Source organism: Sporichthya brevicatena (assembly GCF_039525035.1).
Lineage (GTDB): Bacteria > Actinomycetota > Actinomycetes > Sporichthyales > Sporichthyaceae > Sporichthya > Sporichthya brevicatena.
Window position 1 is genome coordinate 17,488 of sequence record NZ_BAAAHE010000049.1, and the last position, 26,078, is coordinate 43,565.

27 protein-coding genes and 1 tRNA gene are annotated in these 26,078 nt (G+C 71.2%); 14 read left to right on the forward strand and 14 right to left on the reverse strand.

Going from position 1 to position 26,078, the window contains the following annotated elements; genetic code table 11:
* Positions 1-189 precede the first annotated feature (189 nt).
* The 3 genes from ABD401_RS22520 to ABD401_RS22530 all read right to left on the reverse strand — a co-directional run bounded on the left by ABD401_RS22520 (position 190) and on the right by ABD401_RS22530 (position 3,277).
* A complete protein-coding gene (locus ABD401_RS22520; RefSeq protein ID WP_344609000.1) occupies positions 190-1,113 on the reverse strand; it encodes a hypothetical protein in 924 nt (307 codons plus the stop codon).
* Positions 1,114-2,453: 1,340 nt separating this feature from the next.
* Positions 2,454-3,089 (reverse strand): PH domain-containing protein, encoded by a 636-nt coding sequence (locus ABD401_RS22525; protein ID WP_344609002.1) that lies wholly within the window; start codon positions 3,087-3,089, stop codon positions 2,454-2,456.
* An 11-nt stretch (positions 3,090-3,100) separates the two neighbouring features.
* Positions 3,101-3,277, reverse strand: a complete 177-nt coding sequence (locus tag ABD401_RS22530; protein ID WP_344609004.1) for a hypothetical protein — start codon at positions 3,275-3,277, stop codon at positions 3,101-3,103.
* A 156-nt stretch (positions 3,278-3,433) separates the two neighbouring features.
* Here ABD401_RS22530 and ABD401_RS22535 point away from each other — a divergent pair, with 156 nt between their 5' ends.
* Positions 3,434-4,561 (forward strand): NAD(P) transhydrogenase subunit alpha, encoded by a 1,128-nt coding sequence (locus ABD401_RS22535; RefSeq protein ID WP_344609006.1) that lies wholly within the window; start codon positions 3,434-3,436, stop codon positions 4,559-4,561.
* Positions 4,558-5,133: an NAD(P)(+) transhydrogenase (Re/Si-specific) subunit beta gene (locus ABD401_RS22540; protein ID WP_344609008.1), complete on the forward strand. Its 576-nt coding sequence runs from the start codon at positions 4,558-4,560 to the stop codon at positions 5,131-5,133. Before ABD401_RS22535 ends, ABD401_RS22540 begins: the two co-directional genes overlap by 4 nt.
* On the opposite strand, the gene upp is transcribed toward ABD401_RS22540, so the two are convergent.
* Complete coding sequence (gene upp / locus ABD401_RS22545; protein ID WP_344609222.1) at positions 5,026-5,667, reverse strand: uracil phosphoribosyltransferase; 642 nt, start codon at positions 5,665-5,667, stop codon at positions 5,026-5,028. The two genes, ABD401_RS22540 and upp, sit on opposite strands and share 108 nt — an antisense overlap.
* A 127-nt stretch (positions 5,668-5,794) precedes the next feature.
* Between upp and ABD401_RS22550 the strand changes: the two genes are divergently transcribed.
* The 5 genes from ABD401_RS22550 (at position 5,795) to ABD401_RS22570 (ending at position 7,819) form a co-directional block, all read left to right on the forward strand.
* Complete coding sequence (locus ABD401_RS22550) at positions 5,795-6,283, forward strand: tRNA adenosine deaminase-associated protein (protein WP_344609010.1); 489 nt, start codon at positions 5,795-5,797, stop codon at positions 6,281-6,283.
* 21 nt (positions 6,284-6,304) lie between these two features.
* Positions 6,305-6,841: a tRNA adenosine deaminase-associated protein gene (locus tag ABD401_RS22555; RefSeq protein WP_344609012.1), complete on the forward strand. Its 537-nt coding sequence runs from the start codon at positions 6,305-6,307 to the stop codon at positions 6,839-6,841.
* A 29-nt stretch (positions 6,842-6,870) separates the two neighbouring features.
* Positions 6,871-7,353 carry a tRNA adenosine(34) deaminase TadA gene (gene tadA, locus ABD401_RS22560; RefSeq protein ID WP_344609014.1) on the forward strand — a complete coding sequence of 161 codons (483 nt, stop codon included), beginning with the start codon at positions 6,871-6,873 and terminating at the stop codon, positions 7,351-7,353.
* The gene (locus tag ABD401_RS22565) at positions 7,350-7,706 is read left to right on the forward strand and encodes a hypothetical protein (protein WP_344609016.1); all 357 of its coding nucleotides are present in this window, start codon (positions 7,350-7,352) and stop codon (positions 7,704-7,706) included. The genes tadA and ABD401_RS22565 overlap by 4 nt, the downstream gene beginning before the upstream one ends.
* A 25-nt stretch (positions 7,707-7,731) precedes the next feature.
* Positions 7,732-7,819 (forward strand) — tRNA-Ser (locus ABD401_RS22570).
* A gap of 91 nt (positions 7,820-7,910) precedes the next feature.
* Here ABD401_RS22570 and ABD401_RS22575 read toward each other — a convergent pair.
* From ABD401_RS22575 to mobF, 3 genes are all read right to left on the reverse strand, one after another.
* Positions 7,911-9,113, reverse strand: coding sequence for a tyrosine-type recombinase/integrase (locus ABD401_RS22575; RefSeq protein ID WP_344609018.1), 1,203 nt, complete (start codon positions 9,111-9,113; stop codon positions 7,911-7,913).
* Positions 9,114-9,212: 99 nt separating this feature from the next.
* Positions 9,213-9,446 (reverse strand): helix-turn-helix domain-containing protein, encoded by a 234-nt coding sequence (locus tag ABD401_RS22580; RefSeq protein WP_344609020.1) that lies wholly within the window; start codon positions 9,444-9,446, stop codon positions 9,213-9,215.
* A gap of 315 nt (positions 9,447-9,761) precedes the next feature.
* Complete coding sequence (mobF, locus tag ABD401_RS22585) at positions 9,762-13,292, reverse strand: MobF family relaxase (RefSeq protein ID WP_344609022.1); 3,531 nt, start codon at positions 13,290-13,292, stop codon at positions 9,762-9,764.
* 572 nt (positions 13,293-13,864) lie between these two features.
* Between mobF and ABD401_RS22590 the strand changes: the two genes are divergently transcribed.
* Positions 13,865-14,446, forward strand: coding sequence for a hypothetical protein (locus tag ABD401_RS22590; protein WP_344609024.1), 582 nt, complete (start codon positions 13,865-13,867; stop codon positions 14,444-14,446).
* Positions 14,447-14,549: 103 nt separating this feature from the next.
* Positions 14,550-15,446 carry a hypothetical protein gene (locus ABD401_RS22595; RefSeq protein WP_344609026.1) on the forward strand — a complete coding sequence of 299 codons (897 nt, stop codon included), beginning with the start codon at positions 14,550-14,552 and terminating at the stop codon, positions 15,444-15,446.
* A 581-nt stretch (positions 15,447-16,027) separates the two neighbouring features.
* On the opposite strand, the gene ABD401_RS22600 is transcribed toward ABD401_RS22595, so the two are convergent.
* The 6 genes from ABD401_RS22600 to ABD401_RS22625 form a co-directional block, all read right to left on the reverse strand.
* Complete coding sequence (locus ABD401_RS22600) at positions 16,028-16,468, reverse strand: helix-turn-helix domain-containing protein (protein WP_344609028.1); 441 nt, start codon at positions 16,466-16,468, stop codon at positions 16,028-16,030.
* Positions 16,465-16,899: a DUF6932 family protein gene (locus ABD401_RS22605; protein ID WP_344609030.1), complete on the reverse strand. Its 435-nt coding sequence runs from the start codon at positions 16,897-16,899 to the stop codon at positions 16,465-16,467. Before ABD401_RS22605 ends, ABD401_RS22600 begins: the two co-directional genes overlap by 4 nt.
* Before the next feature lie 638 nt (positions 16,900-17,537).
* Positions 17,538-17,879, reverse strand: a complete 342-nt coding sequence (locus ABD401_RS22610) for a type II toxin-antitoxin system RelE/ParE family toxin (protein ID WP_344609032.1) — start codon at positions 17,877-17,879, stop codon at positions 17,538-17,540.
* Positions 17,876-18,121 carry an addiction module protein gene (locus ABD401_RS22615; protein WP_344609034.1) on the reverse strand — a complete coding sequence of 82 codons (246 nt, stop codon included), beginning with the start codon at positions 18,119-18,121 and terminating at the stop codon, positions 17,876-17,878. The genes ABD401_RS22610 and ABD401_RS22615 overlap by 4 nt, the downstream gene beginning before the upstream one ends.
* Before the next feature lie 114 nt (positions 18,122-18,235).
* A complete protein-coding gene (locus tag ABD401_RS22620; RefSeq protein ID WP_344609036.1) occupies positions 18,236-19,021 on the reverse strand; it encodes a methylenetetrahydrofolate reductase in 786 nt (261 codons plus the stop codon).
* A gap of 39 nt (positions 19,022-19,060) precedes the next feature.
* The gene (locus ABD401_RS22625; protein WP_344609038.1) at positions 19,061-19,708 is read right to left on the reverse strand and encodes a TetR/AcrR family transcriptional regulator; all 648 of its coding nucleotides are present in this window, start codon (positions 19,706-19,708) and stop codon (positions 19,061-19,063) included.
* Between the two features lie 71 nt (positions 19,709-19,779).
* Between ABD401_RS22625 and ABD401_RS22630 the strand changes: the two genes are divergently transcribed.
* Entirely contained in the window at positions 19,780-21,384 is a 1,605-nt protein-coding gene (locus ABD401_RS22630; protein WP_344609040.1) for a phytoene desaturase family protein, read from the forward strand.
* Positions 21,385-21,485: 101 nt separating this feature from the next.
* Positions 21,486-21,791 (forward strand): hypothetical protein, encoded by a 306-nt coding sequence (locus ABD401_RS22635; RefSeq protein ID WP_344609042.1) that lies wholly within the window; start codon positions 21,486-21,488, stop codon positions 21,789-21,791.
* Between the two features lie 75 nt (positions 21,792-21,866).
* Here ABD401_RS22635 and ABD401_RS22640 read toward each other — a convergent pair whose 3' ends face one another.
* Positions 21,867-22,208 carry a DnaJ C-terminal domain-containing protein gene (locus tag ABD401_RS22640; protein ID WP_344609044.1) on the reverse strand — a complete coding sequence of 114 codons (342 nt, stop codon included), beginning with the start codon at positions 22,206-22,208 and terminating at the stop codon, positions 21,867-21,869.
* A gap of 281 nt (positions 22,209-22,489) precedes the next feature.
* On the opposite strand from ABD401_RS22640, the gene ABD401_RS22645 reads away from it, so the two are divergent.
* Genes ABD401_RS22645 through ABD401_RS22655 form a run of 3 tightly spaced genes read left to right on the forward strand, consistent with a single transcriptional unit; the run spans position 22,490 to position 26,071 of the window.
* Positions 22,490-23,437 carry a branched-chain amino acid ABC transporter permease gene (locus ABD401_RS22645; protein WP_344609046.1) on the forward strand — a complete coding sequence of 316 codons (948 nt, stop codon included), beginning with the start codon at positions 22,490-22,492 and terminating at the stop codon, positions 23,435-23,437.
* Entirely contained in the window at positions 23,434-25,407 is a 1,974-nt protein-coding gene (locus ABD401_RS22650; protein ID WP_344609048.1) for a branched-chain amino acid ABC transporter ATP-binding protein/permease, read from the forward strand. Before ABD401_RS22645 ends, ABD401_RS22650 begins: the two co-directional genes overlap by 4 nt.
* Entirely contained in the window at positions 25,400-26,071 is a 672-nt protein-coding gene (locus ABD401_RS22655) for an ABC transporter ATP-binding protein (protein ID WP_344609050.1), read from the forward strand. The genes ABD401_RS22650 and ABD401_RS22655 overlap by 8 nt, the downstream gene beginning before the upstream one ends.
* Positions 26,072-26,078: the final 7 nt, after the last annotated feature.

Genomic DNA, 26,078 nt, shown 5'->3' on the forward strand with positions numbered 1-26,078 from the left:
GTCCGGGCCCTTAACGACCCGGAGCCCGGATCGGGCGTTTCCGCCGTCTCCGGGCCCGGGCCCAGGGTCACCGCTTCCGGTGCCTCACATCAGATCCACCTCTGCCAGGTCTTCCCGGACAGGCCGGGGGGGTGCCCGCCCGGGAAGAGTGTTCCCGGCGTGAGCGGATCTGAGCTTGTTCCGTCGGTGTCAGCTCTCCGAGCCGACGCGGCGACGCAGGGCGACGCCACCGGCCACGAGGGCCATGCCGAACGGGATGAGCGCGAGGCCGGCCGCACCGGTGTGCGGGAGGGTCGCGCCGCGGACGGCGGAGGGACGGTCCGTGCTCACGCCGAGAACGTCACCGTCGCCGTTGGTGTTGGTCGCCTCGACCTCGCAGGTCGCGTCCGCGTCGCCGAGGACGGCCAGGCCGCAGACGGTGACCGGAACGTTGGCGTCCAGGCCGTTCAGCAGGTTCAGGCCGGAGACCAGACCGCTGTTCCCGTCCGAGCTGCTGTCGCCGCTCGAGCCGAGCAGGTCGCTGTCGTCGTCGTCGCTGTCGCCGCTGCCGGAGTTCGCCGCACGGACGTCGGCCTCGCAGTCGGCGTTGCCGAGGACGCCCAGGCCGCAGACCGTCACGGGGACGTTCAGCTGCGCGTTGTTCAGCGCGTTCGCGCCGGCAACCAGGCCCTCGTTGTCGTCGGCCGAGGAGGTGCCCCCGCCGCCGCCGCTGTTCGAGGAGCGAACCTCGCAGTCACCCTCGCCACGGGCGAGCAGGGCGCCCACGCCGCAGACGGTGACCGGCACGTTGGCCTGGAGGTTGTTGCCGACGTTGGCGCCCGAGACCAGGCCGCTGTTGTCGTCGGCGGAGGACTTGCCGCTGGAGCCGGAGCCCGAGCCACTGCCCTCGTTCGTGGTCTTCACGGTGTTCTTGCCCTCGCCGACGCCGAGGACGCCCGCGCCACCGACGGTGACCGGAACGTTCAGCTGAACGTCGTTGAGCAGGTTGAGGCCGGAGACCAGGCCGTTGTTGCCGTCCGCCTTGGAATCGGCGTGGACGGTGGGGGCGCCAAGCACGAGGGCGGCACCCGCGGAAAGGAGCACGGCTCCCTTGACCTTCTTCGAGGCTCGCATTGAAGCCCCTCCTTCGAGTTCACGTTGGGTCGTTATCAGGGTCAGGTGTGGTGCGGTATTGCTCTTCCGGCCCTGCCCCGTGTGCAGGACCGACCGGCCTGGTGGCCGTTCGGACGGTCAGCCCAGGGGGCTACCGTCCTGCCGGCTCGGCGCCGACCGCGGCTCCTGCCGCGCTGACGCGGGGCGACACTCCCGTTGTCAGAACGCCGATCGGGGCAGGTGCCGTCGTCGTCGGGGTCCTGGCGGACCCGTTCAATGACGACACCGGGGGCTCAACCGACGGGGTCGTCGGCTGGAGAAGACCGCCCATCACACCTCGGGCGGGTTCACCGACCTTCCCGGCCGCCGCGTGAGCGGCCCGGACAGCCGATGAGACCGAGTAGCCGGCCACCGCGATGGCGCCCGGAACAACCCGTCCCTCGATTCCATACATGGACATACATTCGCATTCAGGGGTGGGAGCGTTACTGAGGTTGGTTCGGATTTGCACCAACCCGTACCGTTCCCGCCGCCCGGCACGCCCGGACAACCCGTGAACACCGATCTGTGCTCTCCTCCGCCAGGAGTTGAGGTCCTGTGGACCCGCGCCCCTGGCCCGATCGCTGCCGAAACCCCCTGCAGCGACGATCCCTACCGCGCCCCCCGCGGCCTCCCACCGAGCCACCGGAGTCTGGCGGCCGGCCGGAGTAGGACGAGTCGAGCGATTCCCCGCCGCAACCGAGGTTGCGCCGGAGACGACCGCTCGGGTCGGCCCGCACGCGTGCGAGCGCGAAGCGAGGCGCATCTGCCTGCTCTTCGCGTCCATCGTGCGTTCCTCCCCAGTTCCTTCCGCTCGGGTGAGCGGAGGGGTGCCTCCCCGCCCCGTCAGCCCCTTGTGTCGATAGGGATAAAAGGGATTAACGGTGCAAGTGAGGCGATCGGTCTGTTGGAGAGTAGCTGCGCCCAAAAGGGCCTTCCACCCAGCCAACGGAGATGACCGTTCAAAGTCTCCGGAAACGACCAGAGTCCGTTCGGCCATCAGCGATTACGACAAGTAATCAGAACCCCACCCTCAGTCGATCGGACGACCCCTCCCTAGGCCGTTCGACCGGGCATTACTGATCGTGCACCTTCCCCCCCGAATGGCGCAGGGAAACGCGAAAAACTGTGACGTGCCCGTTCCGTCCCAGTACGGGCGTGCCTGTTGTGGTAACTGTGAGTCAAGTGACTCATGTGACCAGGACCACGCGGCGGTGACGGTCGGGGAGCACCGAATCCGAGGGAGATTACGGTGCGTTAGGCAAAGAAGGTTCGGCTTCGTCCGATGCGCCCGGACCGGGCGGGGCCCTCCGGGGCCGCCGTCAGCGCGCTTCGGCGTCCGGGTCCTCGTCCTCGGGGCCGAAGCCGGCCCACGAGACGCGGTAGGCGCCGGGGCCCGCACCGGAGCCGTCGTCCTCGTCGGCCGGGGCGACGGCGATCAGGTCCGGGGTGAACAACATCGCGCAGATCTCCCGGTACAGCCAGTCGGGCTGGGAGATGAACGGCACCCGGGACAGGGCCTGGTCCTTACCGGCGGACTCCATGATGAAGGCGCCGTAGCCGAGCAGCCGGCCGGGCACCGAGCGCTCGTAGCGCATGTCGGTGACCTTGCCCATCGGCATCATGTCGACCTGCCGCAGGATGATGCCGTGGACGAGCATCACCCGCTTGTTGGTGATGACGAACCGGTAGAACCACCAGTCGAGCAGCGCCCAGGCCAGGTAGAAGCAGGTGCCGGACCAGGCCAGCCAGATCAGGTCCCGGGCGCCCGCGGCCGAGGTCGGCAGGGCGATGTCGAGGAACAGCGCCGCGGCGAACCCCCCGAAGAAGACCGCCAGGGGCGTCGCCATCGCCGCGTAGTGGCGGCGCTGCACGATGACCACCCGCTCCGCGGGCAGCAGGTACTTGCCGACGAGGTACGTCCCGGGCGTCCGGGGCGGGGCGACGGTGGCCGTCATGGCGGACGCCGTCAGCTGCTGCCGAGGTTCTCGGTGAACGTGAAGAAGCTGTCGACGAACGAGGTCGTGCCGCCCGAGATCCCGTCCCAGGCGTTCCCGACGGCCTCGGCGGACCGCGCGGGCTGCTGTGTCAGCGCCACCAGGATGAAGACCAGCAGCGCGAACGCGACGACTGGATGCTTACGCAACGCCGACACGTCTTTCCCCCAGCGATCGATGGACGCGGATGATCTTGGTCCGAGCGTACACGGGGCACACTACGACAAGACCTCACATGTCACAATGACCACACGAGTAACACGGTCTGTCCGCGTGGCGCACCGTCGGGGAGCTAGCGTCGGCACGTGTCCAGCCCCTCGTCGGTTGCTGTGGTGGCCGAGTCCCGCCCGGGTGAGCGACGGGTGGCCCTGGTCCCGGAATTGGCCGGCCGGCTGCGAGCGCGGGGCTTCAGGGTCGCGGTCGCAGCCGGGGCCGGCCTGGCAAGATCATCTCCCGACCTCGCGTACACAAACGCCGCCGTTCGGGTGACGCCGGACCCCGTCCCGGGTGCCGACGTTCTGCTCTCGGTGAGGCCGCCACGGCCGGACGACGTCCGCCGGCTCGCCCCCGGCGCGCTCACCATCTCCTTCCTTCCCGTGCGCGAGGAGCGCGCGCTGGTCGAGCTGCTGCGCGACCGCGGCATCACTGCGCTCTCGCTGGACCTGCTGCCGCGTACCTCCGCGGCCCAGCCGATGGACGCGCTCACCTCCCAGGCCCTGGTCACCGGGTATCGGGGAGTCCTGGTGGCCGCCGAGCGACTGCCCCGCTTCTTCCCCGGCTTCGTCACCGCGGCCGGGACGCTGCCCCCGGCGCGGGTGCTCGTCCTCGGCGCCGGGGTGGCGGGCCTCCAGGCGATCGCGACCGCCCGCCGGCTCGGGGCGGAGGTCGCGGCCTACGACGTGCGGGCCTCGGCGCCGGCGGAGGTGGGCAGCCTCGGGGCGGAGTTCCTCGACCTCGGGCTGCCGCCGCTGACCGGCGCCGCCGGGTACGCCCGGGTGATGGACCCCGACCGGGCCGCCCGGCAGGCCGACCTCCTCACCCCGCACGTCGCCGCCGCCGACGCCGTGATCACGACCGCGGCGGTCCCCGGCCACCCCGCCCCCGTCCTCGTCACCCGGGCGATGGTCGCGGCGATGCGGCCCGGTTCGGTCGTCGTCGACCTCGCGGCCGAGTCCGGCGGGAACGTCGAGGGCGTCCGGCCCGGGGTGGAGCAGGTCGTCGGTGACGGCGTCCTCCTCTGGGGCGGGGCGGACGTGCCGAGTCAGCTGCCGGAGGCCGCGAGCCGTCTCTACGCCGCGAACGTCGTCGCCCTGCTCGAGCACCTCGGGCCCGAGGGCGTGCGCTCCCCCGACCTCACCGACGAGATCCTCGCCGCCTGCTGCGTCACCCACGCCGGCGTGATCCGGGGCCCGGCCGCGGAGCTGCTGGCGTGAGTACGGATGCCGCCGTCGACGCTGTCGCGGCCGCGCTCGCCCGCGCCCGCCGAGTCGTCCTCGTCCCCGGCTACGGGCTCGCGGTCGCACAGGCGCAGCACGCCCTCGCGCACCTCGCGGGGACGCTGCGCCGGCGCGGGACGGCGGTCGAGATCGCGCTGCACCCGGTCGCGGGTCGGATGCCGGGACAGCTCAACGTCCTCCTCGACGCCGCCGGAGTTCCGTGGTCGGACCTGCGGGACCTCGACGGAGTCGAGCTCGCCCGCGCCGACTTCGACGGAGTCGACGTCGCCCTGCTCGTCGGTGCCAACGACGTGGTGAACCCGGACCTCGGCATGCCGGTGTTCCCGGTGGGACGGGCGCGCCGGGTCGTCGCGCTGCTGCGCTCGGCCGGGCCCGGGTTCGCCGGGGTCGCGAATCCGGTCCTGGCGCGCGCGAACGTGCTGCTCGGCGACGCGCTCGAACTACTCCGCGAGACCGAACAGGCGGTCGCCCGCGTCGCCCAGCCCGGGGACGATGTAGCCGACGTCGTTGAGCCGTTCGTCGAGGCCGGCGACCACGACCGAGACTGACTTCACGTCAGATCCGAGCGCCTCCTCGACGTGCGCCAGGCCCTCAGGGGCGGCCAGCAGGCACAGGGCGCACACCGACTCGGCCCCGCGCTCCAGGAGGTACTGCGCCGCCATGACGAGCGTGCCGCCGGTCGCCAGCATCGGGTCCAGCACATAGCACTGCCGGCCGGACAGGTCGGTGGGCAACCGCTCGGCGTAGGTGCTCGCCAGGAGCGTCCGCTCGTCGCGGACCAGGCCGAGGAACCCGACCTCGGCGGTCGGGAGGAGCCGCATCATCCCGTCGAGCATGCCGAGCCCGGCCCGCAGGATCGGCACCACGAGCGGCTTCGGCGCCGCCAGGCGAACCCCGGCCGCGGGCGCGAGCGGTGTCTGCACCGTGACCGGTTCGACCCGCACGTCCCGGGTCGCCTCGTACGCCAGCAGGGTCACGAGTTCGTCGCACAGCAGCCGGAACGTGGGGGCCGGGGTCGCGGCGTCGCGGAGCGCCGTGAGCTTGTGCGCGACCAGCGGGTGGTCCACCACGTGGGCGCGCAGGGCGCCCGCCGAGCCCGGGGAATCCGACATGGCCGCAGGCTCTCACGGCGGCCGGAGGTTTGCGCCCCTGCCCGGCGGGGCTCGGATCTGTCAGGATCAGGATCACCCGTCGGGTCAGGAGTCGGTTATGCCGAGCGAAGCGACTGATTTCGCGGTGGTCGTCTATCGCGAGGACGACCGCTGGCAGGCCACCGCGTTGCCTGCCTCGGCCGGCCAGGACCTCGACTCGCTCGTCGAGGCGACGCAGCGTCAGGCGGCCGACGGGGACGCGATCGGGTTCGTCTCGATCGAGGACGACTTCTTCGTCGCGGTGCGGGTCCAGGGCCCGGACGTCTCCCTGTTGTTGTCGGACGTCACAGCGGCCGGTGAGTCGCCGGTCGCCGGCGAGGTCCTCGAGGCGCTCGACCTTCCGTTGCCCGGACCCGACGAGGACGAACGGGTGCAGCCGGCCGGGAATCTCCAGATCTTCGCCGATCTGGGGCTGTCGGCCATGGAGCTCGGCGCGTTGTGCGACGACCTCGACCTGTATCCGGATGAGATGCTCGACAGCATCGCCGCGCGACTCGGCTTCGCGGAGCCGTACCGTCGTGCACTGAATGCCGCGCTGGCCGATTGACGCTTGCTGGGGAGCGAGAACGTGGGGTACTTCGCCGCCGTGCTGACCCGTACCGAGGACGGGTGGGACGCCAACGAGATCGATCTCGACGAGATCGATGACCTGACCGACCTCGCCGACGCGATGCGTGAGTCGTCGGGGGACGCCGATCCGGAGTCGACCTCGCTGCTCTTCTTCGAGCAGGAGGACGCCTGGTTCGCGGTCGTCCGCGTCGACGGGGAGGAGGACCCGCGGGTCTTCGTCTCCGACAGCGACGCCGTCGGCCACTCGGCCTACGCCGAGATGCTGCTCGAGGCCGCGGGGGGCAGCGGGACCGCGCTCGCGGTCGAAGAGCTCGACGTCGAGCCCGAGGAGAGCGCCGACGACGACGACGCGGACGACGAGCCCGAGGACCTCGACGCCGGTCCGGTCGGCGACACCGAGCTGCTCACCGACCTCGGCACCGACGGCGAGACGCTGCTCTCCCTCTGCGCGAAGGAAGGCATGCTCCCGTCGGAGATCCTGACCGCGTTGGCGGAGGCGGCCGGGGCCGGCGAGGCACTGGAGTCCGTGCGCTGAACGTGGTGCGGGCCGCCTGGGAGCCCGCGATGCGCGACGCGCTCGCGGAGGCCCGTGCGGCGGTGGCGACCGGCGACATCCCCGTCGGTGCCGTCGTGCTCGACGCCGACGGCACCGTGATCGGGCGCGGCCGGAACCGGCGCGAGGCCGACGGCGACCCGACCGCCCACGCGGAGGTCCTCGCCCTGCGCGAGGCCGCGGCGGCCCGGGGCGAGTGGCGCCTCGACGGCTGCACCCTCGTCGTCACGCTCGAGCCGTGCACGATGTGCGCCGGCGCGATCGGACTGTCGCGGGTGACGCGCGTCGTCTACGGCGCGACCGACGCGAAGGCCGGGGCCGTGGAGTCGCTCTGGGACGTCCTGCGCGACCGCCGGCTCAACCACCGGCCCGAGGTCGTCACCGGCGTCCTCGACGCCGAGTGCGCCGCCGTGCTGTCGGAGTTCTTCGCCGGACAACGCTTGTCGGGGCCGGGCACCGGTCGAAAGACTGCCGACATGAAGGACGTCTCGTGAGCGGCTGGGGACCACCGCCGGCGGAAGAGTCACCCGCCCCACGGAAGAAGCGGCCCTGGACCGCGGTCCTGCTGGCCGGGATCGGCGGGGTGCTGCTCTCCGTCGCGGCCGCCATCGTGGCCGCCACCGTGCTCGCGCTGCTGGTCTGGCAGCTGCTGGCGAACATCGTCATGGTGATCTTCGTCCAGGAGCTCGAGTGGTACGGCCCGAGCGTCTACACGGCCGGCGGGAACCTGTGGTGGTACATGCTCGGGATCGGCGCCGTGGGGGCGGCAACGTTCTTCGCGGGCATGACGATGCTCGACCGCGCGGGCACTCCCCTGCGCCGTCCCGGACGACGTCGTCCGGCCTGACCCACCGCTTGATATCGTCTCCGGCGGTGGCGTGTCCGAGCGGCCGAAGGAGCACGCCTCGAAAGCGTGTGATGTGCAAGCATCCGTGGGTTCAAATCCCACCGCCACCGCCAACCCCGGCGACGTTTCCGCAGGTGAGAGCCTTGTGGGACGTCGCCGGAGTCGTTAAATCGGCGTTCTGGTCACGAAAGTGGTCACAGAAACTCAGGGCATCTGCGGCAACGCAGGGGCCGCAGCGGGCACGATGAGGGCCGCCACCCGGGCCGCCGCAGCGGCCTGCATGTCGAGATCGACATGCGAGTAGGTGTCGAGGGTGATCGACACGTTGGCATGCCCCAGCCGCTCCTGGACGATGCGCGGGTGCACGCCCGCCTTGAGGGCCAGGGTCGCGTGAGTATGCCTGAGGTCATGAAGGCGAATGCGCGGAAGGCCGGCAGCACGGGCTGCTTTGCCGAACTGGTAGCTGATCGTCTTGGGGTGGATCGGCGTGCCGTCCGCCGCGCACACCACCAGATCCTGGTCGTCGTAGCCCGCGCCGAATCGCAATCGCTCCTCCAGCTGGCGGGTGCGGTGCACGCGGACGGCGGCGACGGTGGCCGGGTCCAGCGCCACCGTTCGACGGCCCTTCGCGGTCTTGGGGGTGCCCCAGGCCATGCCCGGCGATCCTCTGCGCTGCACGTCGGTGGTGATGAGCGTGCGGACTACGCGCAGCGTGCCCGCGTCCAGGTCGAGATCGCTCCACCGCAAGCCGAGGACCTCCCCGCGTCGCATGCCCGTGGTGGCCAGTAGCCACCAGCACACCCGCAGGGGGTCCTCATCCACCGAGTCGAGGAAGGTGCGGAGCTGGGCGGCGGTCCAGGTCGGGAGATCGTTGCGGCGGACGGTGCGCGGCGGGTCGGCCGCGTCGGCGGGATTGCGGACGACCGCCTGCCAGCGCACGGCGTCGCGGAAGGCTCGGTGCAGGATCGCCGCGACGTAGGCGACCGAGCGCGGGCTGAGTGCCCGGTGCTCGTCGTCCCCGGAGAGCAGCGCGCCGTAGAGGGCGTTGAGCTGGGTCGGGTCGACCTCCTGGAGCGGGACCCGGCCAATCGGGCGGCCGGCGATGTGCAGCCGCACGTTGCGGCGATAGGACTCGAACGTCCCTGGCTTCACCGTGTGCTCGACCGTCGGCAGCCAGGTCTGCTGCAGGAACTCGGCCAGCGTTTGGCGGTTCGGGGAGACATAGGTCCGCTGTTCGAGCGAGCCCAGGATGCGGGTGAGCTCGGCCTGCGCGGCCTTCTGCGTCGCGAAGCCCCGCCGGCGGGTCTGTTTGCGCTCGGCACCGGCACCGATGTCGACGACGAGGTACCAGGTTCCGTTGGCCGACTGGCGGACGCTGCCGCGCCGGCCGACGCCAGACGTCGGCATGGATATCTCCCTCCGCTGGATGACGGGCCACGGTCGCGGTCTGCCTGCAGGGCCCGTGCTTGCGGTGATGAGGCAGGGTACGACTGGTTGCCGACGGGATCAGCCGGGCGAGTGGTCGTCGGGGTCGACGCGGCCGGCGGCGACGAAGGCGTCGAGATCGCCGGCGTCGAAGCGGACGTAGCGGCCGACCTTGTAGAAGCGGATGCGGCGTTCGGCGATGAGTCGGCGGACGAAACGCACAGGCGTGCCGAGCCGTTCAGCGGCCTGGGGGACGCTGAGCAGGCCCCCGGGGATCGGGTCCTGCTCGGGTCGGGGGTGCGGGATGGCGGGCATGGTTGGTCCTCTGCAGTCGGGGTCAGTACCGGCCTTGGCCGGGATGCTTCAGATAGGCAGGGTGCCGAGTAGCGATTGCCCGGATGCTTGCCCGCGAGCGCGGGTGGGTTGTCAGGATCCTTGCCATCGGTGGTCCTCCGGTTGTCCGGACCCTTGCCCACACGGCAGCCTGATTGTCCGTCACTCTCCTTTGGCGCCCGTGGCGATCCGAGCAGCTCCGTGCCCGTCCACGGTCACCGATTCTCGGCCTGGCCGGTAGTTGCCGACCTGTTATCCAGGGAGCTGGATAACCCCGTCAGCTCACCGCCGATCCCGCTACCTGCCGACGCCGGGGCCGTCGCCGCGGGTGGGGCCGTGGTCCCAGCCAAGTCCGCGGTCGCGGTGGCGGCGGGCGGAGGCGTCCTGGAGTTCGCTGGCCCGTCGGGTTCGGGTGCCGGGTTCGCGGCGCGTGGTTTCCCGAAGTGCTTCGCGCATGGCTTCGCGCCATTCCTCGCTCGGGGCTGCGGTGAGGGAGCCGTCGGGTCGGTCGCGGCTGGCTCGGCGGGCGGCGATGGCGCGGGCCTGGTTGTCGATGTTGCGTTGACGGGTATCGGCCTCGACCCGGCGGGATAGGACGCTGATTTCGCGGTCCAGGGTGCCCCAGTCCGACCAGGTCTGGTTCACCGCGGCCCGGCCGGTGGTGATGGTCTCGGTCAGGGTGCGCTGGCGGCCGCGGCGCCAGGCCGGGGTGCGGGCCAGTTCGTCCCGGGCCTCGTCCAGGACGTGGCGCTGCCGCTGCTGCGCGCGGGCGAGTTCCTCGCGCTGGGTCTGCTTGTGGGCGAGCAGGTCGGCGCGGGCGGCGTGCTCGGCCGAGGTCACCGGCTGCTCGGCGCGGCGGTCGGCCTCGGCGAACCGGGCGTACTGCTCGCGCAGGGCCAGCTCGCGGGCCCGATCCCGGACAACGCTGGCGGCGTCCTGCCCGCCGGTGCGGGCCAGCGCGGTGGCCAGCACCTCGTGCGCCCGCTGCTCGAGGCGGGCCTCCCGCGCGCCGACGGCGACCGGCGACAGACCACGACCCGGCCCGTGACCAGGGACGTGACCGGGCCCGTGGTGTTCGGGGTCCGTGGTGGGGTCGGGGGTGATGTAGGCGTGGTTGGCCTGCCGGCCGCGGGTCAGCGCGACGTAGAGGTGTTCGCGGTCGATCCCGGGCCTCACCAGCACCAGGCCGACGTCGACGGTGGCGCCCTGGGCGGCGGTGATGGTGGTGGCCCACCCGTACTCGGCGTGCGCGGCCACATAGGCGGCCGGGAGGAACGCCCGCCCACCCCGGTCGAGGTGCTCGACTAGCAACCCCGCGTCGTCGGTGTGCAGGACACGCCAGCGGTCGCCGTTGCGGACATGCCCCCGGGCCTGGGGTCGGTCGTGGTCGTGGTCGCCGGTGACGGGCAGGGTGCGGTCGTTGCGGCGGGTCCGCAGCACGTCGCCGGTCTGCCAGTCCCGCTCCCCGATCCGCACCGCGGGGCCGTGGACTTCCCCACCGGCTTGGGCCGTGGCCCGGGCCAGCGCGTTCAGGGCGTCGACGTCGGCGCGGGTGCGGGCCATCATCAACACCTCCCGCGCCGGGGTCGTGGACGTGTCCGGCGAGGAATGTCCACCTGCGTGCTCGTCGGTCGGATCCCCTGTTTGTGCGCCCGGTTGTCCGGCGAGCGCTCCCGTCCCGACGGGTTGGTCGGATGCTTGCTCGACTGCTTGCTCGGCGCCGCGCTCGGCTGGCGGTCGCGTCCCGCGTTCGCGGACCCAGTGGTCGTGCACAGCGGTGAGGGCGGTGTCGGCGTCCGGGCAGGGGTGAAGCCGCTGTTGATCCCGGTACGTCCTCAGTGCGGTGGGGTCCCCGGCGCGGAGGGCGAGGGAGGCGGTGGCTTCCCACTTGTGGTGGAAGCGGTGCACGGTGCCGAGTTCGTGCCCGTGGCCCGCGCGGGCGAGGGCGGCGAGCATCCCGCCGGGGCCGTTGATCACCCCGATCTGGGCCGGGTCACCCACCAGCACGACCTTGGCCGCCCCGACCGCCGCGGCGGAGATGAGTTCGTCCAGGTCGACGGTGCTGGCCATCGAGGCCTCGTCCAGGATCACCACGCTCGTAGGGTTGAGCACAGTGCGCTCCCGCAGGTCCCCGGTCAGGATCGCCCGCCGCTGGTGGTTGACCCGCCACTTCGCCAGCGTGTCCGCGACCCCGCCGGTGGCCGCGGCCAGTTCCGCGGCAGCCCGGGCGGAGGGGGCGAGCCCGATCACCCGGTACCCGGCGGCCGCCCAGGCCCGCGCCGCCGCCCCTAGCGTGGCGGTCTTGCCCGCCCCGGCCGGGGCGGTCAGCACCGACAGGAAATCCCCACCGACGGTCAGGGCCTGCACGGCCGCCCGCTGCCCAGCGTCCAATCCAGCACCGGGGCCGGCAGGGTGCCCAGCATGGGACGCTGTGCCGGCGGCGGCGGTGGTGAGCGCCGCGGCGACGGCCGCGTCGTGGACGCGGCCGTACCCGCCCGCGCGGCCGCGGCGGGCCAGGTCCAGGATCCGTTCCTCGGATGCGAGCACGTCCGCGCCGGCCCACCGCGCATCCGAGGCCCGCGGCGTCACCCCCTGCGACCGGCGACCGACCGGCACGGCCGCGTCCAAACCGAGGGCCTGATCGGTCAGGGTCTCGACCGCGGACAGCACCGCGTCGGCGCCGCGGGCATCGACCGGGAGACGGGCCGCGACCTGGGCGACGACATCGGCGCGGGAGAACGTGGACCGCGCCCCGGCGGCCGCCGCGACCGCGTCGACGGTCACCGCGTCCATCACGGCGCCCATCACGGCGTGAGCGGCCTGCGCTGCAGCATCCCCAGGGGCCAGGGGCTGGGTGGCCGGGTGGGCCACGGCGGCCGCGCGGACCTGGGCGAGGACCTCGGGCGGGCGGTGCCCGGCGCGTTCGGCCTCGGCGGCCCAGGTCTCGTGCAGCGTGCCCGGGTCGGGGTGGGTCTTGCCCGGCCGGGTCTTGAGCACCGCGGTCTTGGTCACCGCCACCCGCTCGCCAGCAGTCAACGAGCGGCCGAGGGATTTCTCGTACTGGGCGATCTTGGCCGCCGCCTCGGGTTCGATTTGCGCGGTCCGTTTCGACCACAATTTCAACAAGCCCGCGGGGATCCCGCTGATTTCGGCTTGGCCGTGCGCGTTCGGTGCATCGAAAACAACCCCGAGGCGGGAATGCAATTCACTGCGCAGCGCGGCCTGATAAACCGTGCCGGCCGACTTCTTGTGGTGATACAGCTCCGTCGCGTCCAGGGTGCGCCACCGCCCATCGGCGCAGAACACCTTGTTCACCACCAGCGCGTGGGTGTGCAGCTGTGGATCCCCGCACCGGCTTGTGCGGTGCTCGAACAACGCCGCCGCCAGGCCCGCGGTGGCGACCTGCTTCACCCCGTCCACCCCGCGGCGGGAGAACGAGGCGTGGGTGTCCAGGTAGGACAACGCCGCATCCACGGCCGCCCGGTGCGCGGCCCGCACCTCCCCCGCCATCGCGCGATCTCCGAGTGCCCACAGGGAACTGACGCTCTTCGGGGCCGAGAACGTCAAATCGAACCCGGTCACCGCATCGTGGCGCCACGCCCGCCCGAGCCGCTGCCCGGTGACCGAATGAAGAGCCCGGGCGAACAGAGCCTCCAGCTGCGCCTCGCTCACCCGGGCGCCCGGCTCCAGGCCCAACGCGGCCACGCCGCGGCCCGACCAGCGACCCGGGGCCTCCCCGGCCCCGATGTAGTAGTCCGTGGCCGCGCACGCCACCCCGGCCGTGTAGTACCCCCACGACGACGTCCCGATCTTCGCCGAACTCAACACCCGAATAACCCCACCCAGACTGCCCACGTTGCGGACAACCGTACATTCCAAGAATGCACATGTCTGACGATTTTTGGGCGGGCGTGATTGGACGGCCGAGAGAGGGAAAGGCACGGATAATCATGGCTGGTAGCGGGGAATAGCAGCGAATCAAGAGTGACGAAGAATCGTCGAGAAGACAACTGGCGATTGGGCGTGCCGCATGCGTGCGAGCACTGAGTTGCCCGGGGTGGGCGGCGGGAGGGGGCCAGATCACTCGACCGAACACAGCCGCCTACGCTCGGCGTGCGGGCTCTCGAACTTGACCGGACAGGTGGCGTCGGTGAGCCCTCATCGGCGGCGGTGACCAGCCCCCACCTCAAGTAGGAAGACCTGTATGGGGTCGCGGGTCCATGTGCCCGACATGCTTCCGCACCTCGCCGATCATCCGTTGTGCGGCCTTATCCACTGTTCGACCGAACCGCGAATCAGTCGTTCGTTAGGCAACCGAACCGAGCAAACCCTCGTCTCACAGGCAAGCGGCTCATGCCGCTCCGCCCAAGCAGTTGCGGACATCAGACGGGGGATCAGTTGTGAGGAGAAACGTCCGACTTGGCGCTGGAGCGCTGGCCTTTGCCGGCCTGTTCGCGGCGCTCTACGGGGCTCCGGCTGCCGCGCAGGTCGAGAAGACGCTCACGGTCGCGGACGAGAGCCGGAACGAACCTCGCCCGGCAGCCAACCCGAACCTGGGCACCACCGGAAAATGGATGAAGGCCGACGGTTCAGGGACCGAGGAGCCGGCTGCGCTCTTCGGCAGCGCCTGCACGCCCTACACCGGGATCGACCAGCCCCACCCCTCGGCCACCGGCTGGGCCGTCTCCGCCCACGGATGGTGGAACAAGGGGAACTGCACCAAGCCGACCGCAAAGGTCCGCGCCTGCCTGTACGAGTGGTACGTCGCGAACGGCAACGGGTACTGGCACCAGAAGGCCTGCAACACCTCGACGCTGAAGACCTACACCCCCTACGGCCAACGCACCACCGTCCGACGCGACTGCGAAGACAGCGCCACGACGGGTTGGCGCAACGAGGTCGACGTCGACGTCATCGACGAGGGCGACACCGCCGAGAAGTGGTACTTCGAGAACAACGTGCCGTGCCGGGTGTACTCCTGATCCGACCCGCGCGCAGATCTCACCCGGCCGCGAGCTACACCGAGGCCGGGTGAGAATGGTGCGGCCGTAGACCCCGTACCAGCTCCGCCCTGGAGGGCGCCGAGTGACCGAACAGGCTCCCCACCCAGCTGCGCTGCCCGGGTCCGATCACCCCACCGGCGCGATGGTCGCTGCGATCTACGGCGACCTGACGCCGCACCCGTGGCTGCCCGCCGACCTTGACACCGACGATGCGCTGACCGCGCGCATGATCGACCACTCGATGGCCATGGGATGGCTCGATGGCCGCGGCCCGGTGCCCGTCACCGCGGGCCAGGCGAATCACGCGCTGGGCGGGGCACCCGGCCTATGGGTGCTGAACGACGCCGGACGCGAACACCCCCACGGGTCCACCACCCCGCCGCTGGTCGCCTGGTTCCACGCGAACATCCGCCCCGTCCACCCCGACCGGCCGCTGCCGACCGAGCCTTTCCTCCGGTGCGCTGGTGACGCGCTGAACCGGATAGGACACCTGAACGTACAGGCCGTGCAGATACTGCTGCCGATCCAGATGCTCAACACCTCACCGCGACTGGATCCCGTGAACCAGCCCTCACTGCTGACCAGCGGACGGTTCCACGGAGGTGACCCCACCGCCGCCACCGACGTGGTCCTCAGCCTGGACAGCGGGCAAGAGCCGTGGGCGGCAACGATGGCGGCTGGACTCTGCGAACAGGCCGGCATCGGTGACCCCCCGATCCTCGTGCTCCACGAGCACCTGCCCACTGACACCGCGCGGATCGCTCCGCCGTTCGGCGACTGGCTCTGGAAGGGCCCCCCGCTGCATCGGGTAACTGCCCGCGGGACCCTCGCCGAATGGTCCTTGGACACGGTCGGGTGGTTGGGCGCCCACCTCGCCGACCAGAGCGCACGCAACGGCGGCACATGCCCTGCCCTATTCACCATCCGCCGCGACGATCCTGCATTCGACGCCGCCGTACCCGCGCCACCAGGGAACTAGTTGGTGCCGCTTCCCGGCCTCGACGTCGTCCGCGCCCGACGGTGGTGCATCGACCCGGCGGGCTGACGACACGTCACCCGACGCCGAGCGCCGATGACACGGGCCTCGCGGGAGGCCGGATCCCTGCGGGCGGCCGGTGCATGCGCTGCCGACACGCCGCACGACCCCAAGGTTGGGTGTGATCACCTGAGCTGGCCCCAGGGTCGTCAGACGCAAGCAGCGACGTCCCCGACCTCACCCACCCCGCCCGGCCCAGCACCCTGCCCACGCCAGCGCGCGGCCTGCTCATGCCCACCCCAGCTGTCGGCGCACCCCGTGCGCGGCCTACCCGAACCAGTCGGCCCACAAGACCGGGCGCTGCGACGGCGCGCTCAGCGTGACCGATCCGGCACGGCGCCGGATCAACCGGACGACCACTCCCGTCCCGCCCGAACAGGTAGAAACACCCACCCGACCAGACGATCAAGAGTCCGATTCGTCCGATCCCGACAGACCCGGTAACGGGGATCAATCCCGGCACGGATCGGCCTCGGCGACCTTCCCGCCGCGGCAGACCAGCCGTCGCCGGAGCAGGCCCCGGCTCAGGCGGCGCTGTTCGTACCCAGGACCGCGCGCTCGGTGACCGTCACGCCCAACGCGTCGGCCACGTCGCAGATGCGTGCCAGGCTCGCTGACCGGTAGCCGGTGGACTCGTAGCGCTGGACCTGCTGCTCGGCGACACCTAGTGCATCGGCGAGCTGGCGCTGGGTCCATCCCCGGGCGATGCGCGCCTTGACCAGCAGGGTAGCCACCTCGGCCAGGGAACCGGCCTCGAAGGTCGTGACCTGCCCCGAGCGGAGCAGGTCGTACTCGGCAAGCTCGGCGCGCAGGTCGTCGGCCTGGGCCCGGACGGCGTCCAGTTCGAGCTGAGCCAGCTTCGCCGCATGCCCGGTCGCGCTCTTGGTCTCCAGGTTCGCCGCGGCCTCCTCGAACGTGGCCAGGTGCGCCTTGGTCGCGCGGTACTGCACCTCGTTGGTGATCACGGCGTCTCTCCGATCCTCAGCACGACGATCCCCTTCCGGCCGGTGTCCCGGTCGTTGCGGAAGAACTCCGCGAAGCTCAACCCAGAGCCGGTTTCGACGACGTTCGGGAACAGCTCGCCACCGAAGCGCTGCTTTTGCGAGACGCGGCCGCCGGACAGGTCCAGCAGCAGCGGGTCCAGCACCTCCAGGTCGACGCCGTCGGTGTCCCAGCAGGCATCGAAGTCCGCCGGCTCGTCCTTCGCGGTGACGAAGCTGCCGTTGAGCCACACCCGCTTGCACCCGGCGGCGACCAACAGATCGATCGCCTCGGCGAGCCCATCCAGCAGGCGCCGTCGGCGCTCGTTCCACCCGAAGCGCTCCACGATCTCCTGCCAGTCGGCCTCGTACTCGCCGTCCGGGAGCCGGCCCACGGGATCGAACGGCGGCAGCACAGCACAACAATATCATTGTGTTGTGCCCATCGATCTTGGGTATCACGAGCGGCCAAACCGCCGCCGTCAGCCCGGCCCTGCGACCGCCTTGGTCACGGGAGTGGTCACGCGAGTGGTCACAGAAACTACGGGCAACGTCGGTTTCCAGCGGTCCGCTTCGGAGGGGCCTCGACCAGCAAATGGCGTTTGAGCTGCGTAAACACAGAGCTGTAAGCCAAAGGGGGACAACAGCGGACACCCGGCTGTCAGAGTTCAAATCCCACCGCCACCGCCAGCTCACCAGCACGAACGCCGGGCGACCCCGTGAGGGGAGCCCGGCGTTCTGGTGTCCGGTCTCAGCTGCGGTCTCATCTGCCCGCAATCACGTCGCGGCGCTCGGCCGCCGGACAAACGCAACCCTGCGGCGATTCGGCCTCGACCATGCCGTCCGCTACCGAGGTCACAGGCCGGCCGTGCGCCGCCTGTCGTCGCGTGAAGCGGCCATCCGCTGGGCGTACATCGTCCTGTTCGTGGTGAGCTCACCCGCTACGTGCTCGCGGCCATGCCCCACATTGCCTGCGACGCCCAAGATCGCCTTCCGTCCGTACCCCGTCAGAGCCTGGATCCGCCGTCGCGGAGCGTTCCAGCCCGGGGCGGATCTACTCGGAGGCGTTCGGTTCGTCACCCCAGCCGGTGCGGTCGGTCCAGTAGCGCGGCTTGCGCCGCGTGTGCGCGACCGCGAGAACGCGGATCACGTCATCGATCACCAGATAGGCCACCCGATACGGGAAGCGGCGCACCGCGGCCTGGCGCACCGGCAGGTCGACCGGGAAGCCGGAGATCAACGGGGCCGCATCGGGCCACTGGTCGATGTCGCAGACAGCGGCCTCGACCGCCGCAAGGAACGCCGACCCGAGACCGGGATGCTGATCGTCGTACCAGTGCGCCGCGTCGGTAAGTTCGGCAGCGGCCTCCGACTCGAAGAGGACCCTGCGCTTCACCGCTCGGCAAGACGCGTGGCCAGGCCGTCGCGGACGTCCTGCCAGGGAGTGCCGGCCGAGTCGCCGTCCACGACCCGGCGCGCACGGGCTGCCAGTTCCGAGGCCCAGTCGTCATCGACGACCTGAGGGTCGTCGCCCGCCTCGCCGTCCAGGCTCGCCAACAACACCGCCGCGACTCCGGCCCGCTCAGAGGGGGGCAGGGCCAAGGCGTGCTGGAGGAGGTCGTGCGGCTCGCTGGTCACATCTGTGAGTGTAGGCCGCGCCGCCGACGAAGGCCCAGGATCGCCGTCGCGACCGGTCTGGTCTCATCTCCGGTCTCATTCGTGGACGTCCCGTGGACGTCCACCGCGGCTCCGTCAGAGCGCGGCTTCGAGGCGGGCGCCGACCTCGCGGTAGCGGCTGACCGGGATCAGGTGGACGCCGGCGTAGGCGCCGCTGTCGCGGAGGGCGAGGACCTGCTCGCACGCGGCCTCCACGCCGGCGGCCGGGTCCCGGCGGACGCGCTCGACGAGCTCGGCCGGGATGTGGATGTCGGGGATGGACGCCCGGAGCCGCTCGGCCATGGTCGTGCTCGCGAGCACCATCACCCCGGCGTAGACCGGCAGGTCGACGGGGTTCTCCTCGCGCCAGCGCACCAGCGCCTCGGTGGAGTAGCTGACCTGGACGAAGGCGAAGTCGGCTTGCTGCTTCCAGCGCGGGAACCGGCGCCCGAGCCCGGCGGTGACGCCGAGGCGGAACGGGCCGACCCCGTCGAAGGCGGGGCGGTCGGTGGTCGCGCGGGCCTCCTCCAGCATCGCGCCCACCGTGAGCTCGCTGGTCCGGTCGCCGGCCGTCGGCTTGTCACCGTGGACGAACAGGAACTGGTCGACCCCGTACGCGGCCGCGGTGAGCAGGTCCCGGCGGAAGCCGAGCAGGTTGCGGTCACGGGCGTTCACGCACGCCACCGACCGGCCCCCCATCGCCTCGACCTCGTGCGCCACGGCGATGCTCGAGACGGTCGCCCGGCCGATGTGGTTGTCCGGGATCAGGAACGCGTCCGCGATCGGCGCGAGCACCCCGATCTGGTGGCGGACGTGCTTGAGGTCCGGCCGGGTGGGCGGCTCGACCTCGCAGATGACGCGGAAGTCAGACTCGTCAGGCACGGCAGGAACCTAGCCGCCCCGGGGCAACGAGGGTCGGCGTCAGGCGTCGAGTTCGAGCGCGGGCATCGGGCGGTGGGCGATCTCGGTCGCCTCGGCGGCGGGGACGCCGAAGGCGCGGAGCATCATCTCGGCGCCCGCGGAGTCGGCGTCGGGACCGAAGCGGCCGGCGAGGACGCCCTTGATCGCGGCGAAGCCCGCGGCGGAGACCGAGGTCAGCGCGAGTTCGAGGTCCCCGATGGCGAAGCGGCCAGTCTCCATCCCGCGCTCCAGGGTCTTGCGCGCGTAGGGGAGCAGGGACTCCTCGAACTTGGTGTCGGCGCCCTCGAGTTTGGTCATCACCGCGGCGAGCTCGGGCTGCTCGGCGGCGAAGCGGACGAAGCGGCGGTAGGCGAACGCTGCGGTCTCGGCGGCGTCGTCGAACTCCAGCGCCTTGGTGCCGATCATCGCGGACACGCTGGCCATCACCTCGAGCAGGACGGCCTCGACGAGGGCTTCCTTGGACTCGAAGTGGCTGTAGAAAGTGCCGAACCCGATGTCGGCGCGTTCGGTGACGTCACCGATCCGCAGGTTGGCCTCGCCGCCCTCGGCGAGCACCTGGCGCGCCGCCGCGAGCAGCCGCTCCCGCGCCTCGGTCTTGCGGCGCTCACGGCGCCCCTCTTTCGGCGCCTTCGGTTCCGCTTTCTCCACGTCCGAACGATGCCACAGGCGAATGAACTTTCAAACTTGATTTGCGAATCAGGTAGGCGGAGGATGTGTGCATGACCACACCGCTGCAGTCCTCCCAGCAGTACGACGTCGTCATCGTCGGCGCGGGCCACAACGGCCTCACCGCCGGCTGCTACCTGGCCAAGGCCGGGAAGCGGGTGCTGATCGTCGAGGCCTCGCCGCAGTTCGGCGGGATGACGGCCACGAACGCCACGCTCCCGGAGGCGCCGAACCACCTGTTCAACGAGGGCGCGATCCAGCTCACCGGCATCTTCCGGCTCTCCGGGGTCGCGGAGGAGCTGGAGCTGTACAAGTACGGGCTGCGCGAGATCCCGGTCGACCCGGCGCACATCCAGCTCGCCCCCGACGGCAGCTCGCTCGCGATCTGGAAGGACGCGAGCAGGACCGCCGACGAGCTGCGGTACTTCTCCCCGAAGGACGCGCGGGCGTGGCTGGAGATGTCGAACGCCATGTACTACGCGATGGGTCCGGTCATCGAGTACATGAAGGTCCACCCGACGCGGCCGCTGAGCAAGGAGCTGCTGAAGGAGACGGCGAAGGCGGTCCCGCACCTGCGCAAGATGTGGGGTCTCAAGCACATCGTCGGGGCGTCCCACTTCGAGTTCCTCGACGAGACCTTCGAGTCCCCGCTGCCCAAGGGCGCCCTGTCGGCGATGGCGGCTTTCTCGCAACTCAAGCTCGACATGACCGCCTGGGCGATGATCTACCTCGGCATCGTGCAGCGCGTCGCCAACGCGATGCCGATCGGCGGCACGGCCGCCCTGCCGAAGGCACTGCACGCCTGCTTCGTCGCGCACGGCGGCGAGGTCCGCCTCTCCGCGCCGGTCGCCGAGCTCAAGGTCGAGGGCGACCGCGTCGCCGCGGTGGTGCTGGAGTCCGGCGAGACGATCCGCGCCCGCGAGGGTGTGATGACGACGTGCAACCCGATCATCACCCTGACCAAGCTGCTCCCGCCGGGCACGTTCGGCTCCAAGCTCGAGGCCCGGGCCAAGGACATCCCGATCCGCAAGACCCACGCCACCTCGCTGAAGATCAACGTCGCGACCAGCGGCAAGATCACGATGGAGAAGCACCGGCAGTGGCGTAAGGACAAGCTCGACCCGACCGGGATCCTCGTCGCCTGGGCGACCCTCGAGGAGCAGAGCGCCGCCTGGGACGCCACCGTCCGCGGCGAGTGGTACTCGCCGATGCCGGTCCACTGCTCGATCGTCCCGAGCCGGGTCGACCCGACCCAGGCCCCCGAGGGGGGCGACACGTTCTGGCTGTGGTCGGGCATCCCGCCGGTGAACCCGGTCGTGCCGTGGGAGCAGGTCCGCCACGAGGTCGGCCAGGCCGTCATCAAGGACGCGTCGCAGTACTACGTCGGCCTCGACACCTACGAGATCGGCCGCACCGTGCTGTGCGGCCCCGACCTGGAGGCGCGCTTCAACGCCCCGGCCGGGAACGTCTACCACGTCGACCCGCTCATCACGCGGTTCGGACCGATGCGCCCGGCCCCCGGGTTCGGCCGGTACCGGACGCCGCTCAAGGGCCTCTACCTCTCCGGCGCGGGCACGCACCCGACCGGTGGTGTCTGCTCGCTGCCGGGCAAACTCGCCGCGCAGACGCTGCTCGGGGACCTGGCCAAGGGGAAGTGACCCGGGGCCGCCACCAGGCGGCACTCAGGAAGTAGTCAGGTGTGACCGGTTGCGGCCGGGGCAGTCCGGCGGGGACATCAACCGCCCTTTCGGAGGTACCTATGCCCCGGTCGCCACTCGCCCGCCGCACCGTCGCCGTCGCCGCCGCTGTCATCCTCGGCTCCGGCCTGCTCGCGGGGTGCGGAGACGATGACGACGACAACCCCGGCGTCGGCCAGCAGATCAGCGACACGGCCGACGACCTCAAGAACGACGCCGAGGACAAGGCCGGTGACGCGAAGGACAAGGCCGGCGACGCCAAGGACGACGCCAAGGACAAGGCCGGCGACGCCAAGGACAAGGCCGGCGACGCCAAGGACGACGCCAAGGACAAGGCCGGCGACGTGCAGGACGACGTGCAGAACTAGCGCCGAGCGGTCGCGAGACACGAAACGGCCCCCGCCGGTGGCGGGGGCCGTTGTTGTGTCGCGTGACGGGAGTGGTCAGTACACCTCGACGACGACCGTGAGGTCGCCGAATCCGTCCGGCGCCGGAGCGCTCACCCGCGGAACCCGGAACCGGCGGCCGCTCGTCGTCCCCGGGGGAACCCGGAGTCGAACGACCGTGCCCGGTGCGGGCACCTTGATCAGAGCCCCGTGCGCGGCCTCGGTGGCCGAGATCGGCACCACGAGGACCAGTTCGGATCCCTGCCGTTCGAACCGCGGTGTCGGTGCGGTCTTCGGCACGGTCTTCAGCGCCGGCGCCGAGCCACCCGGGCGGGAGGCGGGCACGACGGGGCGAGGCTGGGACCAGTACTCCCGTTCTAGCCACGTCATCGCTGTCATGCTCATACTCCTTCCCCCTCCGACCTCTCCGTACTCCAGCGTGACTCTCGAAGCGCACGGATGTGTTGCGTCGGAGTGAAATTCGTAAGACGGCCGGGCGGCGGATTGCTCCCTCGCCCGGATCTCCCCACCACGCCAACGAGTCGGCGCCGCCGATGGTGCCCGGCGACCAGCCCACTCCGAGCCCGGAGCGGTGTCAAGGCGTGGCCCCCGACGGAGCCGGAACGTCCCGGACATACGGGTAGATTCCCCGAGGCAGCTCGAGGAAGGTCCCGATCCGCGTGCAGCTGGATCTCGTCCCGGAGATCGTCGTCCTCGGCCTGACCGTGGCGGCGCTCTACGGCATGCTTCCGGTCGCGATCGTGCTGACCTACCGGATCAGCCGGACGATCGCGTTCGTCCACGGCGGCATCGCGATCTTCGGCGCGCTGACCTACGCCTACCTGGCGCGCGGCCCGGCCGGCACCACCGCGGAGGACTTCGGCCGCAACGATCCGATCGTCGCGACCAAGCTCGCGCTGCTGCTCACGATCGTCGGCGGGGCGGTCGTCGGCGTCGCGTTCGGGGCGCTGGTCATGTCCCGCTGGATGGCGGAGCTGCCCGGTATGACGTTGACGGTCGTCTCGATCGCGGGGCTGCTGGTCATCGGCAATCTGTCCGGCTACTACATCCGCCCGGGCGGGCTCTCGAGCACGCCGAGCCCGTTCGGGGACGGCGGGACGCGGGTCGGCGACGTCGTCGTCACGAACCACCGCTTGGCGGCGTTCGTCCTGCTGTGCGTGCTGGTCGCCGGGCTCGCCCTGTTCCTGTCCCGGACCTACACCGGGCTGGCCATCCGCGCGATCGCCGACGACGTGGAGGCGAGCGTCTGGTGCGGCGCCAAGCTCCGGCTGATCGGCACCGGGGTCTACGGCGTCTCGGGCGCGGTCGCCGCTCTCGCCGGCGCCATGTACGCCGCGGCCGTCGCCGAACCCGTCGACGGACTGCTCCTGCTGATGGTGCGCGGGATGCTCATCGCCGTCGTCGGCGGACTGCGGAGCCTGCCGCTGGCGCTCGCCGGGGCGGTCGTCTACGGCATCCTCGAGACGGCCCTGGTCGTCGGATTCTTCGGCGAGGTCACCGCGGGGACCCGCGAGATCACGCTGTCGTGCACGCTGCTGGCGCTGATCGTGATCGCGGCCCGGTTCCGGCGCGAGACGTTCTTCCTGCTCGAACGGCGGCAGGCGTGACGAGCGTGGCCCCGGACATCTTCGAGGGGCTGGAGACCAAGTCCCGCCCGGTCGTGCGGGCGATGAGCAGTCCGGCCTCGCTGGTCCTCACCGGGCTGCTCGTCGCGTGGGGTCTGTGGATGGCGGACTACCGGGTCTTCGGGCTGACCGCCGCGATCCCGGTGGCGATCCTGGGCCTCGGCCTGCTCGTGCTGCAGGGCTGGGCGCGGGAGATCTCGCTCGCCTCGGCCGGGGTGTTCGCCTCGGCGATGTACTACGCCAACTGGCTCGACCGCGACGACCAGGGCAAGGGTCTGCCGTGGATCGTCGCGGCCCTGATCGCGGTCGCGATCGCCACCGCGTTCATGGCGGGCCTCGCGCTCGTCTCGGGGCGGCTGCCGACGATCTACCTCGTCATCCTCACTCTCGGCCTGCAGGTGACGATCGAGAAGACGATCTACCCGATCGGCTACCTGTCCGGCGGGGTCTCCGGCGGCAACGGCGGGGCGCCGCTGGTGAACCCGAGACCGGAGCCGCTCGGCCTCGACCTCGTCGACGACCGGATCTTCTACTTCTTCGCGCTCGCCTGGCTGGCGGTCGTTCTCGTGCTGCTCATCCGGCTGCGGCGCAGCCCGGCCGGGCTCGCCTTCCTGGTCGTCGGGTCGAACCGGCAGTCCGCGGCGGCGCTCGGCATCCCGCCCGTGCGGTTCCGGGTGCTGGCGTTCACCCTCGCCGGCTTCCTCGCCGGGGTCGGCGGCGTCCTCGGGTCGATGTTCTACGTGACGCCGCCGTTGTTCCTCGGCTGGGACGTCGAGACCTCGCTGCTGCTGCTCTGCATCCCGGTGCTCGCGGGCGTCGACTCGATGGCGGCCGTGATCGTCGTCGCCGCGTACCTGTACGTGATGCCGATCGAGCTCGAGCGCTGGGACATCGAGCAGAGCTTCATCGCCTCGGTCGCGCTCGGGTTCGGCGCGCTGTTCGGGGCACGCGGCGTCGGCGGGCGGATGCAGGACCTGGAACGCCGGCGGCGATACGGCAAGCGCCGGCAGCGGACCCGGCGCAAGCGTCTGGCGACCGCGGTGCTGCGGGAGTCCGCCGGGCTCGCGGACGAGAACGCCGGCGTCCTGAGCCCCGCCGAGCGCAGCGCGTGCCTCGAGGTGCTGGAGCGCTGGCTGCCGCCGCGGCCCGAGAGCGGGACCGCGCTGCGCACCACCGACGTCCGCCTGGCATTCGGGCCGATCCGCGCACTGACCGGGGCGAGCATCGAAGTGCCGGTCGGGCAGATGGTCGGGCTGATCGGTCCCAACGGCGCCGGCAAGACGACGCTGTTCGACGTCGTCTCCGGATTCACCGCGCCGGACTCCGGCACCGTCGAGCTGTTCGGTCGCGATGTCACCCGCACGAGTGCGTGGGACCGCTCGCGGCTCGGCATGACCCGGACGTTCCAGAACACGCGCGTCATCCCGGAGCTCACCGCCGGGGACAACATCTGCGGCGGGGCGTGGGCGGCGGTGCGGGCGCGGACCGCGTCGTTCGTCGCGGGTCGCCCGTCGGCGTGGGCCGCGCTGCGCGAGGCCGAGGAGGCCGGGTACGCGGCAGCGCGACTGCTCGACGTCCACACCTACTGGGACGAGCGGGTCGGGACGCTGGAGTTCTCCGCCCGGCGCCGGGTCGAGATCGCCCGCGCCCTGGTCGCCGGCCCCCGCCTGCTCCTGCTCGACGAGCCCGCGGCCGGGCTCGACCCCGCGTCGTCGTCGGCGATGTTCTCGCTGATCCGTCGGCTGCACAGCGATCTCGGGCTCTCGGTCCTGATCGTCGAGCACTACGTCAAGGCCGTGCTCGACAGTTGCGACTCCGTCCACGTCCTCGCCGAGGGACGCGTACTCGCGACGGGCACGCCGGCCGAGATCGCGGCGAACACCGAGGTGCAGCAGCGGTACCTCGGCACGCGCCTGGACTACCTCGACGGCCTGGAGCCCGCCCGTGACTGACGCGATCCTCGCCGTGGAGGACCTGGTCGCCGGCTACGGCGGTCAGGCCGTGCTGCACAAGGTGACGCTCGAGGTCCGGCCCGGCGAGGTCGTCTCCCTGCTCGGCGCGAACGGTGCCGGGAAGTCGACGCTGCTCAAGACGATCGTCGGCACCGTCCCGGTGATCGGTGGCTACATCCGCCTCGACGGTGTCGGTATCTCGACGTGGTCACCGCACCGTCGCGTCGCCGCCGGCATCGGGCTCTCGCCCGAGGGCCGGCGCATCTTCGCCAATCTCACGACCGAGGAGAACCTGCTGATGGGCGCGGCCTCCCTGCCGCGGGCCCGCAAGCGCGACGGCCTCGGCCGCGCGTTCGCCCTGTTCCCCGTCCTCGCCGAGCGCCTGAACCAGAAGGCCGGCACGCTGTCCGGCGGCGAGCAGCAGATGGTCGCGATCGCCCGGGCGATGATGTCCGCCCCGAAGCTCCTGCTGGTCGAGGAACCCTCGCAGGGACTCGCCCCCGTCGTCGTCGACTCGGTCTACGCCACCCTGCGCGAGATCGCCGACGACGGCGTCGCCGTCCTCGTCGCCGAGCAGTTCCAGCAGGTCCATGAGGACGCCAGCGACCGGATCCTCGTCATCGACAAGGGCACGATCGTCCCCGACCGCCACCGGTCCCGCTGATCACCCG

What these genes read in the sequence shown, in the direction of transcription:
- ABD401_RS22520 (WP_344609000.1), bottom strand. Translation starts at nt 1,113, where the DNA reads ATGCGAGCCTCGAAGAAGGTCAAGGGAGCCGTGCTCCTTTCCGCGGGT.
- ABD401_RS22525 (WP_344609002.1), bottom strand. Translation starts at nt 3,089, where the DNA reads ATGACGGCCACCGTCGCCCCGCCCCGGACGCCCGGGACGTACCTCGTC.
- ABD401_RS22550 (WP_344609010.1), top strand. Translation starts at nt 5,795, where the DNA reads ATGCCGAGCGAAGCGACTGATTTCGCGGTGGTCGTCTATCGCGAGGAC.
- tadA (WP_344609014.1), top strand. Translation starts at nt 6,871, where the DNA reads ATGCGCGACGCGCTCGCGGAGGCCCGTGCGGCGGTGGCGACCGGCGAC.
- ABD401_RS22575 (WP_344609018.1), bottom strand. Translation starts at nt 9,113, where the DNA reads ATGCCGACGTCTGGCGTCGGCCGGCGCGGCAGCGTCCGCCAGTCGGCC.
- ABD401_RS22580 (WP_344609020.1), bottom strand. Translation starts at nt 9,446, where the DNA reads ATGCCCGCCATCCCGCACCCCCGACCCGAGCAGGACCCGATCCCCGGG.
- ABD401_RS22630 (WP_344609040.1), top strand. Translation starts at nt 19,780, where the DNA reads ATGACCACACCGCTGCAGTCCTCCCAGCAGTACGACGTCGTCATCGTC.
- ABD401_RS22635 (WP_344609042.1), top strand. Translation starts at nt 21,486, where the DNA reads ATGCCCCGGTCGCCACTCGCCCGCCGCACCGTCGCCGTCGCCGCCGCT.
- ABD401_RS22640 (WP_344609044.1), bottom strand. Translation starts at nt 22,208, where the DNA reads ATGACAGCGATGACGTGGCTAGAACGGGAGTACTGGTCCCAGCCTCGC.